General features: G+C 71.2%; 14 protein-coding genes and 1 tRNA gene. 5 read left to right on the top strand and 10 right to left on the bottom strand.

What is annotated here, in order from left to right; all coding sequences use genetic code 11:
- Nucleotides 1-172: 172 nt before the first annotated feature.
- Nucleotides 173-1,405, top strand: coding sequence for a Gfo/Idh/MocA family protein (locus tag ACGH48_RS15100; RefSeq protein ID WP_396289162.1), 1,233 nt, complete (start codon nucleotides 173-175; stop codon nucleotides 1,403-1,405).
- Between the two features lie 74 nt (nucleotides 1,406-1,479).
- On the top strand, nucleotides 1,480-2,493 hold the full coding sequence (locus ACGH48_RS15105; protein WP_260233157.1) for a LacI family DNA-binding transcriptional regulator: 1,014 nt from the start codon (nucleotides 1,480-1,482) through the stop codon (nucleotides 2,491-2,493).
- A gap of 56 nt (nucleotides 2,494-2,549) precedes the next feature.
- Here ACGH48_RS15105 and ACGH48_RS15110 read toward each other — a convergent pair whose 3' ends face one another.
- A complete protein-coding gene (locus ACGH48_RS15110; RefSeq protein ID WP_123314185.1) occupies nucleotides 2,550-3,005 on the bottom strand; it encodes a helix-turn-helix domain-containing protein in 456 nt (151 codons plus the stop codon).
- An 84-nt stretch (nucleotides 3,006-3,089) separates the two neighbouring features.
- On the opposite strand from ACGH48_RS15110, the gene ACGH48_RS15115 reads away from it, so the two are divergent.
- Both ACGH48_RS15115 and ACGH48_RS15120 read left to right on the top strand, forming a co-directional pair.
- A complete protein-coding gene (locus tag ACGH48_RS15115; RefSeq protein WP_396289163.1) occupies nucleotides 3,090-3,785 on the top strand; it encodes an SDR family oxidoreductase in 696 nt (231 codons plus the stop codon).
- A 43-nt stretch (nucleotides 3,786-3,828) separates the two neighbouring features.
- Nucleotides 3,829-4,230, top strand: coding sequence for a hypothetical protein (locus ACGH48_RS15120; protein WP_123314187.1), 402 nt, complete (start codon nucleotides 3,829-3,831; stop codon nucleotides 4,228-4,230).
- Between the two features lie 10 nt (nucleotides 4,231-4,240).
- Here the strand turns inward: ACGH48_RS15120 and ACGH48_RS15125 are convergent, their stop codons facing one another.
- The 5 genes from ACGH48_RS15125 to serS all read right to left on the bottom strand — a co-directional run bounded on the left by ACGH48_RS15125 (nucleotide 4,241) and on the right by serS (nucleotide 7,635).
- Nucleotides 4,241-4,804, bottom strand: coding sequence for a GrpB family protein (locus ACGH48_RS15125; RefSeq protein ID WP_396289164.1), 564 nt, complete (start codon nucleotides 4,802-4,804; stop codon nucleotides 4,241-4,243).
- Complete coding sequence (locus tag ACGH48_RS15130; RefSeq protein WP_340196746.1) at nucleotides 4,801-5,343, bottom strand: GNAT family N-acetyltransferase; 543 nt, start codon at nucleotides 5,341-5,343, stop codon at nucleotides 4,801-4,803. The genes ACGH48_RS15125 and ACGH48_RS15130 overlap by 4 nt, the downstream gene beginning before the upstream one ends.
- Nucleotides 5,343-5,430: transfer RNA gene (locus ACGH48_RS15135), tRNA-Ser, on the bottom strand. The genes ACGH48_RS15130 and ACGH48_RS15135 overlap by 1 nt, the downstream gene beginning before the upstream one ends.
- Nucleotides 5,431-5,512: 82 nt before the next feature.
- Entirely contained in the window at nucleotides 5,513-6,376 is an 864-nt protein-coding gene (locus ACGH48_RS15140; protein ID WP_123314216.1) for an HAD-IIB family hydrolase, read from the bottom strand.
- On the bottom strand, nucleotides 6,373-7,635 hold the full coding sequence (gene serS / locus ACGH48_RS15145; RefSeq protein ID WP_396289166.1) for a serine--tRNA ligase: 1,263 nt from the start codon (nucleotides 7,633-7,635) through the stop codon (nucleotides 6,373-6,375). The genes ACGH48_RS15140 and serS overlap by 4 nt, the downstream gene beginning before the upstream one ends.
- 86 nt (nucleotides 7,636-7,721) lie before the next feature.
- Here serS and ACGH48_RS15150 point away from each other — a divergent pair, with 86 nt between their 5' ends.
- Nucleotides 7,722-8,798, top strand: a complete 1,077-nt coding sequence (locus ACGH48_RS15150) for a diacylglycerol/lipid kinase family protein (RefSeq protein WP_396289167.1) — start codon at nucleotides 7,722-7,724, stop codon at nucleotides 8,796-8,798.
- 313 nt (nucleotides 8,799-9,111) lie between these two features.
- Here ACGH48_RS15150 and pheA read toward each other — a convergent pair whose 3' ends face one another.
- The 4 genes from pheA to ACGH48_RS15170 form a co-directional block, all read right to left on the bottom strand.
- Nucleotides 9,112-10,068 carry a prephenate dehydratase gene (gene pheA / locus ACGH48_RS15155; RefSeq protein WP_396289168.1) on the bottom strand — a complete coding sequence of 319 codons (957 nt, stop codon included), beginning with the start codon at nucleotides 10,066-10,068 and terminating at the stop codon, nucleotides 9,112-9,114.
- Between the two features lie 74 nt (nucleotides 10,069-10,142).
- Nucleotides 10,143-10,688, bottom strand: a complete 546-nt coding sequence (locus tag ACGH48_RS15160; protein WP_396289169.1) for a MarR family winged helix-turn-helix transcriptional regulator — start codon at nucleotides 10,686-10,688, stop codon at nucleotides 10,143-10,145.
- 28 nt (nucleotides 10,689-10,716) lie between these two features.
- Nucleotides 10,717-11,166 (bottom strand): hypothetical protein, encoded by a 450-nt coding sequence (locus tag ACGH48_RS15165; protein ID WP_396289170.1) that lies wholly within the window; start codon nucleotides 11,164-11,166, stop codon nucleotides 10,717-10,719.
- Complete coding sequence (locus ACGH48_RS15170; protein WP_396289171.1) at nucleotides 11,163-12,536, bottom strand: molybdopterin-dependent oxidoreductase; 1,374 nt, start codon at nucleotides 12,534-12,536, stop codon at nucleotides 11,163-11,165. Before ACGH48_RS15170 ends, ACGH48_RS15165 begins: the two co-directional genes overlap by 4 nt.
- Nucleotides 12,537-12,553: the final 17 nt, after the last annotated feature.

Here is a 12,553-nt window from a genome sequence, read left to right on the forward strand (position 1 = left end):
GTGCAGCAGTCCGTGAGCCGGGAATCTACACGTGGGGACACGGGGTGGCAAGGGGCTTCTTCCCGGTTTGAATCGGGGGTTGTCACGTGTAGACGATCGTGTCAGGATGGCGGTCGATCGCATCGGCGCGACCTGCCCGGCGACGCATCCCTCACCCCTGGAAAGGTCACTGATGATCTCTGTCGGAATGGTCGGCGCGGGCCAGTTCGCCCCCCAGTTCGCCAAGCTGTTCAAGCTCCACCCGGACGTCGACCGCGTCTTCGTGACCGACCTCGTCGACGACCGCGCGTCGGAACTCGTCGAGTCGCAGCACCTCGACGGCACGTTCGCCGACTTCGACGCCGTGCTCGCCTCGGACGTCGACGCGGTCGCGATCTTCACCCAGCGCTGGACGCACGGGCCGCTCGTCGTCAAGGCGCTCCGGGCCGGCAAGCACGTGTACTCGGCGGTGCCGATGGCGATCTCGGTCGACGAGATCCGCGACATCATCGAGGCCGTCCGCGAGACCGGGCTCACCTACATGATGGGCGAGACGAGCTACTACAACCCCGCGACGGTGTTCGCCCGCAAGCAGGTCGCCGACGGCGCCTTCGGCCGGGTCTTCTACTCCGAGGGCGACTACGTGCACGACATGGACCTCGGGTTCTACGCCGCGTACCAGTTCAGCGGTGGCGAGGACTGGAAGCGCACCGCCAGCTACCCGCCCATGCTCTACCCGACCCACTCGGTCGGTGGCGTCCTCGGCGCCATCCCCGGACACGCGGTCAGCGTCAGCTGCATCGGCATCAAGGACGACCGCGGCGACGGCGTCTTCGACAAGGACGTCAGCCAGTTCGACAACGACTTCTCGAACGCCACCGCCCTGTTCGAACTCGACAACGGCGGCGTCATGCGCATCAACGAGATGCGCCGCGTCGGCTACCCGTCGCACATCCGCGAGTCGCGCTTCCGCTACTTCGGCACCGAGGCGAGCTTCGAGCAGCTCGCGAAGGTCAGCGTCTGGCAGGACAAGGAGGACTCGCACGACATCAGCGACAAGATCAACACGCAGGCGACGATGGACCTCGACGACCCGCGTCTCGCCGGCGTCGACCCCTCGCTGCGCGACGCGTTCGTCTCCGGGTACGCCGAGGTGCACGACACCGACCGCCTGCCCGCCGAGTACGCCGGCGTGCCGACCGGACACGAAGGCTCGCACCAGTTCCTGGCCGACGACTTCGTCCGCGCCGTCGTCGACCGGACCCTGCCGCCCGTGAACGCCTGGACCGCCGCACGCTTCACGCTGCCCGGCATCATCGCCCACCAGTCGGCCCTGCAGGGCGGCGTCCGCCTCGAGGTGCCGGACTTCGGCGACGCCCCGGACACCGTCGAGGCGGTGCCCTCGTCTAGGATCGCCAGCGAGTAGCACGTGGTGTTCGGGTGCCGGTCCGCACGGGCCGGCACCCGAACGCCGTTCCCGAGCCGACGAAGGTGGCACCCGTGACCGTCCCGACGACCCCGAGGGCGGTCACCCGCGCCGACGTCGCCCGGTACGCCGGCGTGAGCACCTCCGTCGTCAGCTACGTCGTGCACGACGGCCCCCGGCCCGTCGCGGCCGCCACCGCCGCCCGGGTCCGCGACGCCATCCGGGTCCTCGGCTACCGCCCGAACGCCAGCGCCCAGGCCCTGCGCACCGGGTCGTCGAAGATGCTCGGCCTCATCGTCCCCGAGCTCGACAACCCGTTCTGGTCGGAGCTCGCCGTCGAGGTCACCCACGCCGCAGCCGCCCGCGGCTACGACGTCCTGCTCGCGAACAGCGACGGTGACGCCACCCAGGAGCGCGAGCGGCTCCGCAGCCTGTCCGCACGGCAGGTCGACGGCATCATCCTGACGAGCATCATGACGCACCCGGACCTGTCCAACGTCTCCGACCCGGGCATCCCGCTGGTCCTGCTCAACACCTTCTTCGAGGTCCCCGACTACGCCAGCATCGGCGTCGACGCCCTGCGCGGCGCGTACGACGGCACCCGGCACCTGGTCGAGCACGGGTACGAGTCGATCGGCCTGGTGATGGGGCACGCCGGGTCGATGGAACTCCGTGAACAGGGGTGGATGCGGGCCCTGCGCGACGCCGGGCTGCCCGACGGCCCGATCGTCCGGTGCGACTTCACCCGACGGGGCGGCTACGAAGCCGGACTCCGCATGTTCGGCGACGAGACCGGACCCCGCGCCGTCTTCGTCAGCTCGGACATGCAGGCCGTCGGCGTCCTGCGGGCGCTGTGGGAGCTCGGCCTGCGCGCACCGGAGGACGTCGCGATCGTGTCGTTCGACGGCGGTGCCGAAGCGGACTACACGAACCCGCAGCTCACGACGGTCCGGCAGCCGATCGAGACGATGGCGATCGCCGCGGTCGACCGCGTGCTCGGACTCGACGCGGACAACCAGTGGCACCGCGACCTGGTGCCCGCCGAGTTGGTCCTGGGCGCGAGTTGCGGGTGCGACGTGCGTCGCTGACGCACCCACCGACGGTCGGGAGGCGCGGGGCGGGGCCGCCGCGTCCCTGCCGTCCGTCAGATGGCCGGGTCCATGACGGCGGTGAGCCGCTGGAGCGGCACACGCTGCTGGGACTCCTGCGTCACCGCGACCGCTTCGACCGGCTCGCCGGAATCGGTGTCCACGAAGCGCAGGTCCGAGGTCAGCTCCGTGGGGCGGTACCGGTCCGCCCAGCCACCGAGCGCCAGGAGCACCAGCGAGAGATCGCGGCCGGCGTCGGTGAGGACGTACTCCTCGCGCGCCCGGGCACCCTCCGGCTTGTAGGTCGTGCGCTCGAGCACTCCCCCGTCGACGAGTGAGGCAAGACGCGCCGTGAGCACCTCGCGCGGGACGCCGAGGCTCTGCTGGAACTGGCTGAAGCGCGTCGAGCCGGCGAGGGCGTCGCGCACGATCATGAGCGTCCACTTCTCGCCGAGGACGTCGAGGGACCGTGCGATGGGGCAGCGCTCGTCGCCGCCGAGGATGCCGAGCATGCGTCCATCCTAGCTGAGTTCGATTTCCGGACACAACGTGCTAGGTTCGTTTTCCGTACTCACCTTCTTCGACTGGAGCCCCTCATGACCGACCTCACCAACGCGATCGTCCTCGTCACCGGAGCGAACGGCGGCCTCGGCGCCGAGTTCGTCCAGCAGGCCCTGGACCGCGGTGCCGCCAAGGTCTACGCGACCGCCCGCACCCCGCGCACCTGGGACGACGAGCGCATCGTGCCGCTCGCCCTCGACGTCACCAGCCAGGAGAGCGTCGACGCCGCCGCTCGTGCCGCAGCCGACGTGACCGTCGTGGTGAACAACGCCGGGATCGCTGGCGCCGACCCGCTCGTGGACACCTCGGTCGAGGAGGTCGAGCGCATCTTCGCGACGAACGTCTTCGGTGCGCTCCGCGTCGCCAAGGCCTTCGCCCCCTCGATCGGCGGCGGCGCGCTGATCGACGTGCACTCGGCCCTGAGCTGGGTCGCCCTCGCCGGTGCGTACTCGGCATCGAAGGCGGCGTTCTGGTCCATCACGAACTCGCTCCGCCTCGAGCTGGCACCCCACGGCACCCAGGTCGTCGGCGCGCACCTCGGCTACACCGACACCGGCATGACCGCGGGGCTCGACGTCGAGAAGTCCGACCCGGCCGACATCGTCCGGCTCATCTGGGACGCTGTCGAGGCCGGTGAGCACGAGGTGCTGGCCGACCAGGTCAGCCGTGACGTCCGCGCTGGACTCAGCGCGCCGCTGACGGCGCTCTACCCGGCGCTCGCCACCGCCTGACACTCGTGGACGACCCGGCAGCCCCCGCCGCTACCATGACCGCATGGGGACGGCGGGGGCAGTGTCGGAGCGGCGCACGGGGTGGACGTCCGCGGGGTGGGCGGCCCTGTTCTGGGTGACGGCAGCGCTCGGGACGGTCGCGGGCTTCGCCACGTGGTTCTGGCTGTACCTGGCGTCCGACGTCGACAACCGACGTTCAGCTGACGACTTCTCGCACCCGAACGAGGGCGCGCTGTCCCTCGGCCTCCCGGTGGTGGTGGTCGCGCACGTCATCGGTTTCGGGTTGCTGCTGCTGACCGCCCGGAGGGCACGCCGCGGCCGCCGATCGGCGTGGTGGTTCGCCGCGGTCGCGCTGGTCACGAGCTCCCTGGTCGGGATGGCGGCGCTGATGCCGCTCACCGACGGCCAACTCCTGATGCCGTACCCGCTGCCGTTCGTGCCGTGAGCGGGACGGGTCAACCGCCGGCGCCGCGGCCGGTGATCCGGCGGTTCGTGGCCGTGATGGCGGCGCGTTCCCGGTCCGACAAGCCGCCGGCGAGCAGGATCCGGGCCAGCACCTCGCTCTTGCGCTCGATGTAGTCGTCGATGTCCTGGGCCTCGGCAGCGGCTCGGCGCTTCACCGCGGCGTACTCGTTCCGGAGCTCCGGGTCGGCGCGCAGGACGTCGCGGACGGCCAGGTGGTTGCGGAGCGCGAGCGACCCGGCCACGACGACGTAGGTGTTGGTCGGGGCGAAGTGCTCCGGTGTCCGGAAGGCCTGCCGGTCGGGGACACCGAGGTCTCCTCGTGGCCCGAACCCGATCGTGGTCAGCGCTGCGACCGCCGCCGCGACTTCTTCGGGATCGACCACGATGTCGACGTCGATCACGGGCTTCGCGGCGAGGCCCGGCACCGAGGTGCTGCCGACGTGCTCGATGCTGCGATAGGGCGCGCCGGCGGCGTCGAGCGCGGCGGCGTACGCGTCCCGCAACACCGTGAACCGCTCGGGCCACGACGGCTGGTGGTCGACGACCTCGATCATCGAGTGCGCCGCGTGGCCGGCGGTGGTGCGAGGAGCTGGAACATGACGTGGTCACGCCAGGCCCCGTCGATCTTGATGTACTCCGGCGCGAACCCGTAGCGGGTGAACCCGGCGGACTCGAGCGCACGCTGCGACCCGACGTTCTCCGGAAGGGTCTCGGCCTGCACCCGGTGGAGTCGGAGCACGTCGAACGCGTGGCCGGCGGCAGCGGCGACGGCGCGGGAGGCGTGGCCCTGGCGGAGTCGGTCGGCGCGGATCCAGTACCCCATCGCACACGACTGCAGTGCGCCGCGGGTGATGCCGCTCAGCGTGATGCGCCCGAGGAGCTCACCGTCCGTCGACTCGATCACGAACGGGACCGCGGTGCCCGCGCGCTCCGCGGCGAGCGACTGCACGATGACGTCGTGCTGGCCCTGCTCGGTGAAGTACGCCGGCGCCCGGGTCGGCTCCCACGGTCGCAGGTGCTCGGCGCTCGCGGTGATGACGGCGGCGAGCATCGCCGCGTCGTCGACGCGGAGCAGGCGCAACCGGGTGTCCATGGCGGAGGGTGTGGGATTCGAACCCACGAGACATCTCTGCCCACCTGTTTTCAAGACAGGCTCCATCGGCCGCTCGGACAACCCTCCAGTGACGCGACCACGTGGCGAGACGTGATCGCGTCCCGGGAAGTCTAACGGGCCTCCCGTCCGCCGTGCGCGTCAGCGCAGATCAGCGCGGCAGGGAGTCGAGCGCCGCTGCCAGGCCGTCGTCGGACACGCCACCGGTGAGCTCGTTGCCGGCGTCGACGACGTCGTCCGGAGCCTGGCCCATGACGACGCCGCGACCGGAGGTCGAGGCCCAGCGGAGCATGTCGATGTCGTTGCGGCCGTCACCCGCGGCGAAGACGCGGGAGCGCGGGATGTCGAGCCACTCGCGCACGCGTTCCATCGCGGTGGCCTTCGTCACGCCCTCTGGCGCGATGTCGAGCCACGCGGTCCAGCCGACCGTGTACGAGACCTTGTGCAGGCCCATGTCCTCGACGATCTGCAGGAACTCCTCGAGCCCGTGCTCCGGCGAGATCACGACGACGCGGGTGGCCTCGACCGTGAGCAGCTGGTCGAACGGCACCAGCTCGCCGGCGTTCGTCATCGTGTCGGCGGGGAAGTTCTCGGAGAGCCGGAAGTGGCCGGTCTCGTCCTCGACGCCGAAGGCCGCGTTCTCCAGGGCCCCGCGGATGGTCTGCAGGACGTCGCTCGGGTCGAAGTGCTCGACGTGGACGCGCTCGTAGGAGCCGTCCGGACGTCGGGCCAGGGTCAGCGCTCCGTTGGCGCAGACGAGGTACTTCGGCTCGATGCCGAGGGTCTCGAGCAACGGCACCGTCATGCCCTCGCTGCGACCGGTCGACAGCATGACCTCGTGTCCAGCGGCCTCGGCATCGCGCACGGCGGCGACCACGGCCTCGGTGATGACGCCGTCCTCGCGCATGGTGGTTCCGTCGATGTCGAGGGCCACCAGCCAGCGCTTCGTGCGGGCGGGAGCACCGGTGCCCGCGCCCTGCGCCGCACCGTCCACGAACCGCCCCTGCGCGCTCATCGGGGCTCGATCACCTCGACGCCACCGAGGTAGGGGCGCAGCACCTCGGGCACGACGACGGAGCCGTCGGCCTGCTGGTGCGTCTCGAGGATCGCGACGATCCAGCGGGTCGTCGCGAGGGTGCCGTTCAGGGTGGCGACCGGAGCCGTCTTGCCGCTCTCGGTGCGGTAGCGGATGTCGAGGCGACGGGCCTGGAACGTCGTGCAGTTCGAGGTCGAGGTGAGCTCGCGGAACGTGCCCTGCGTGGGGACCCAGGCCTCGATGTCGTACTTCTTCGCCGCGCTCGTGCCGAGGTCACCGGCGGCGACGTCGATCACGCGGTAGTGCAGTCCGAGGTCCTGCAGCATCTGCTCCTGGTACGACACCAGCTTCTCGTGCTCGGCCTCGGCCTGGTCCGGGTGGACGTAGGCGAACATCTCGAGCTTGTTGAACTGGTGCACGCGCAGGATGCCGCGGTTGTCCTTGCCCGCCGACCCGGCCTCGCGCCGGTAGCAGGTCGACCAGCCGGCGTAGCGGTGCGCGGTGTTCTCGATGTCGAGGATCTCGTCGGCGTGGAAGCCGGCGAGGGCGACCTCGCTCGTGCCGGTCAGGTACAGGTCGTCGGCCTCGAGCCGGTAGACCTCGGCCGCGTGCTCACCGAGGAAGCCGGTACCCGCCATGGTCTCGGGGCGGACGAGCGTCGGGGTGATGAGCGGCTCGAAGCCGGCGGCGATGGCACGGTCGAGGCCGAGCGACATGAGCGCGATCTCGAGCCGGGCACCGAGGCCGCGCAGGAAGTAGAAGCGCGAGCCGGAGACCTTCACACCGCGGGGGATGTCGATGATGCCGAGGTGCTCGCCGAGATCGGCGTGGTCCTTCGGCTCGAAGTCGAACTCGGGCTTCGTGCCGACGGTGCGGAGGGTGACGAAGTCCTCTTCGCCACCGGCCGGGACGCCGGGCAGGACGACGTTCGGGATGGCGCGGACGACCGAGTTGAAGGTGTCCTCGGCCGCGCTGACGGTGGCCTGGGCTTCCTTCACCTGCGCCGAGAGCGCTTGGGCCTGCTGCACGAGCGCGGCCTTCTCGTCCTTCGGGGCCTTGGCGACGGTCTTGCCGAAGGCGTTCTGCTCGGCGCGGAGCGACTCGAACGCGGTGATCGCGCTGCGGCGGGCGGCATCGGCGGCGACGGCCTCGTCGACGACGGCGACGGATGCGCGGCGGGCCTCCTGCGAGGCCTTGATGACGTCCGGGTTGTCACGAAGCAGCTGGGGATCGATCACCGCTCCATCCTAGAGGCGGCCACATCCACGTCGACCGTCCGCGCGGGGCTGTCCACGCGCAGCATCCGATCGGTACCGTTGGTCGCATGTCGACCCCTTCGGAGACCGCGCCCGCGGACCAGGACGCCCTCCCCACCGAGCACCGGACGGCAGCCGTGGTCTACAACCCGGTCAAGGTCCACCTGCCCACCCTCAAGGCCACCGTGGAGCAGCACCAGCAGGAGGCCGGCTGGGCCGAGACCCTGTGGTTCGAGACCACCGAGGAAGACCCGGGCGGCGGCATGGCCCGCGCAGCGCTCGACGCCGGGGCCGACGTCGTCGCCGCCGCGGGTGGTGACGGCACCGTCCGTGCGGTCGCCGAGGTCGTGCACGGCTCCGGTGCCGCGCTCGCACTGCTGCCGAGCGGGACGGGCAACCTGCTCGCCCGCAACATGAAGCTCCCCCTCGACGACCTGGCGAACAGCGCCCACACGATCTTCTCCGGACACGACCGCTCCATCGACTTCGGACTGCTCGGCGTCGAGCGGCCCGACGGCGCCCGCGAGCAGTTCGGCTTCGTCGTGATGGCGGGCCTCGGGCTCGACGCCCGGATGATCGCGAACACCCGCCCCGAGCTGAAGAAGCGCGTCGGCTGGCTCGCCTACCTCGACTCGCTCCTGCGCTCCGTGCGGGACACCGACGGCTTCGAGTTCAAGTACCGGCTCGACGACTCGGCCCGCAACGGGTCGGTGCGGGCACACTCGGTGATCGTCGGCAACTGCGGCATGCTGCAGGCCAACGCGATGCTCCTGCCCGACGCCGAGATCGACGACGGGGTGTTCGACATCGTCGTGATGCGGCCCCGCGGGTTCTTCGGCTGGGTCCGGATCGGCGCGCGGGTGTTCTGGGAGAACGGCATCCTGCGCTGGTTCCGACGCTCGGCGCTGTCCGACACCCTGATCGGCCGCCGCATCACCACGGCGGCGAAGCAGGAACGCCCGCTGCGCTACATGCGCGGCGAGGAGTTCACGCTGCGGCTCGAGAAGCCCGACGAGTTCGAGATCGACGGCGACCCGGTGGGCGAGATCACGGCGTTCCGCGCCCGGATCGACCCCGGTTCGCTGACGGTCAAGGTGCCGACGGTCGAGCCGCGGCCGAGCTGGGTGCGCGGCCGCAAGCGCTGAGCCGGGAGGTGCCCGCGCTGCACCGTGCGGGGTTGTTCGGCCTGTGCGCGGTTGCGCGGGCCGGGCGATCACGCACCGTGCGGGGTTGTTCAGCACGTGCGCGGTTGTGCGGACCGGGGTGATCACGCACCGTGCGGGGTCGTTCGACTGGTGCGCGGTTGCGCGCTCGGTGCGAGGTTGTAACGGCGCACGGAGCCGGCAACCTCGCACCGGCCGACAAGAGCCGCACCGTGCGGCGGAGCAGCATCGGCCGACGGGAGCGGCACCGTGCGACCGCACCGAGCAGCGCCGACCGACGAGCCAGCGCCGCGCGTCAGCCCGCGTCGGGCTCGCCGGACACGATCGCGCGCAGCCAGTCCCGCGCCTCGACGAACGCCGCGTCGGAGTAGCGCGTCGGTACCTCGGGCTGCACGCCGTCGGCCCGCGGGTACGACCCGAGGAACGTCACGCGCGGGCTGAACCGGCGCAGCCCGAGCAGGGCGTCGGCCACCCGCTCGTCCTGCACGTGGCCGTCCAGGTCGATGACGAACCGGTAGCGGCCGAGCTCGTCGCCGATCGGGCGCGACGACAGCAGCCCCATGTTGATGCCGCGGGTCGCGAACTGCTCGAGCATGTCGACCAGGGCGCCGGGGTGGTCGGCGGGCAGCTCGACGATGACGCTCGTCTTGTCGGCGCCGGTCGGCTCTGGCAGCGCGAGCGTCTTCGACACGAGCACGAAGCGGGTGACGGCCGAGGCGTTGTCGCCGATCGACGACGCGAGCACGACGACGTCGTGGTGGTCGGTGATGCCGGGCGGGGCGACGGCGGCGTCGGCGGTGGGGTTCGCTTCGAGCAGGGCCAGCGCGGCCGCGACGTTCGACGACGCCGGGATGTGGCCGTGGCCGGGCAGGTTCGCCTCGAGCCAGTTGTGGGTCTGCGCGTACGCCACCGGGTGGGCGTTCACGGTGCGGACGTCGGCGAGCATGGTGCCGGGGCGTGCCACGAGCACGAAGTCGACCGGCACCAGGTACTCCCCCACGATCCGCACGCCGGGGATGCGGGCGAGGGCGTCCTGCGTGGCGCTGACACCGCCGTCGACGCTGTTCTCGATCGCGATGACCGCGCCGACCGAACGGCCGGACATGACGTCGTCGAGGGCCTCACCGACGTTGTTGACGCTCCGCCACGGCTTGCCGGCCGCAGCGTCGACGAGTTTGAGGGCCGCCTCGGTGAAGGTGCCGGCCGGTCCGAGGTAGGAGTACGTGTCGGACGGCGCGGCGGGGTCGGTCATGGGCCGAGCCTATTGCAACGACCGAGCGCACCAGCCGAGTCGGCCGACGCCGGCAGCGCGCCGACCGAGACCGCTCAGTCGGTGCTGGCGCCCGTCAGCCGCTGCTCGCAGATCGCGGTGTCGTCGTCGTCCCGCGGGTACGTCAGCGCCGCGAACCGCCCCTCGGGGTCGAGCCGCGTCAGCAGTGCGGCCGCGATGCCGTCGAGCTGGACGACCTGCTCCTCGCTCAGGGCATCGATCACCACGTGGCGAGCGGTGCGGACGTGGTCGGGTGCTGCATCGACGATGGTGGCGTAGCCGGCGTCGGTGAGCCGGACGTCGGTGGCCCGGCGGTCCGAGGTCGACGGGCAGCGGGTCACGAGTCCGCGCTTCTCGAGGCGGGACACCACGTGCGACAGCCGCGGCAGCGAGGCGTTCGTGGCCGAGGCGAGCGCCGACATCCGCAGCGTGCGGCTGTCGGTCTCGGAGAGCATCGCGATGACCATGTAGTCGAAGTGCGTCAGGTCGGCGTCGCGCTGCAGCTGTTGGTCGAGCGCGGCCGGCAGGAGTTCCATGACGGCCACGAGCTTCATCCACGCGCGCAGCTGCTCGCGGGTGAGCCACGGGGTCTCGTCGGTCATGTCGTCATCCTACCGAAAGGTTGTCGCTTTAACCAGTGGTCCGCGAGCCGCGCACGACAGACCGCCGCGCCCGCACCACCCCGACGACGAGCACCGCCACGACCACGAGCAGCAGCACGCCCTCGACGATCAGCAACCGCGTGCCGTAGTCGAACGGCAGGATCGTGGGGTTCTTCTGCCCGTGCCGCTTCGCAGCGATCTCGGGCAGCACCACGAGCGCGAGCACGCTGCCGAGCACGATCGCCGCCTGCACGACCACGAGCACCCAGGCCCGCAGGGACCGACCGGCCCGCCGGAGCAGCAGCCCGGCACCGACGACGAACGGCGACAGGATCGCGTCGTGCAGGATCACCGCACCGAGCAGCCAGGCGGCCAACCCACCGATGCGCTTCGGCGACACGGAGGTCACGAGGACGGACGCCCCGAACGCGATCACCAGCACGCCGACCACGACGAGCACGATCCGCGCGGCCTTCACCGCAGCACCTCGATCTTCTCGATCCACTTGGTCTGCAGCACGCCCGGCCGCCCCGGAGCGATGACCCGCGCCGGGAACCCGTGGTCCAGGTCGAGCGTCGAACCGTTCAGTTCGAGCGCCACCAGGGTCGTCGGGTCCTCGGCGTACTCCGGCCCCATGTCCATGATCCGGTAGCCGCCGTGCCGCTCCAGGCTCGTGACCCGTACGTGCGAGCCGGGTTCGGCCTGCACGGCACCGAGCAGGTCGCGCATCCGGATGCCCTTCCACGTCGCCATCTGGCTCCACCCCTCGACGCACGAGATCGGCAGGTCGACCTCGGTGGTACCGAGGGCGACGAGTTCCGCACGCACGAAGGTGCGGGTCACGTCGGGTCCGACGACCGTCAGGGTCCAGTCCGCGGCGGTGGCGCTGGCGAGCACGCCCGCCGCACGGGCGGTGCGGTTGACCGGCAGGCCGTTCGCGCCGAGACCGCGCTGGCGCGCTCCGAACACGTTGAACGGTTCGGCGAGCTTCGAGGACTGCCCCGCCGTCAGGGCGACGACGCCCACGACCGCGGCCGTCACGCCGCCGAAGAACCCGCGTCGCGCGATCCGCTGACGTCGGCCCTGTGCACGCTCGTCGACCGACCGGGAGGCCCGGGTCGGCTCCGCCGTGTCGGCCGCCGGTTGCGCGGCGACCTCGTCCACCCCGTCGATCCAGCGGAACACGCGGCCCAGCAGGCCGGGTGCCGTGGACCCGGCGGTCTCGGAGACCGCATCGTGCGGGGCGGACGCGGGCCGGGCCTCCCGGGTCGGCGGAAGGAGCTCGCTGCCGGACGCGGGGTCCGCGATGAACCGGCCCTGCTCGTCGTACGAGTCGCGCTTCCGCCAGTAGCGGGCGATGACCGGCAGCTTGGCCGCGATGTGGATGACGAGCGACCCGATGATCACGTACGCCATCGCGTTGTGCACCTGGCGGAACGGGAACGGCCACGGGTACCACTGGTACGTGTTGAGCAGACCGGTCGTGACCTGGATGATCGACGCCGACACGAGCACGGCGATCGAGAGTCGCTCGAACAGGTGCAGCACGCCGCGCACCGGCGGCACCTGCACCAGCGCGGGCATGACGGTGTTGAGCTTCGCCAGCAGCAGCGGGATGATCGCGATGCCGGTGGTGATGTGCAGGCCCTGCGTGAACTGGTAGAGCTGCGTCGGCCGGGTCGGGAACCGCATCCAGCCGAGGGGCTCCTGCAGCAGGTGACTGTAGATGCCGGTCCCGAAGCAGACCACGAACGCCAGGCCGAGCAGTCGTCCGAGCACCACCGCGGAGCGCGCGTTCCGGTTCGGCGAGGCCAGCGCGGCCCGCGCCTCGAACAGCAGGTGTCGCACGCCCGCTAGCCTCGACG

Source organism: Curtobacterium pomorum (assembly GCF_044497295.1).
Classification (GTDB): domain Bacteria; phylum Actinomycetota; class Actinomycetes; order Actinomycetales; family Microbacteriaceae; genus Curtobacterium.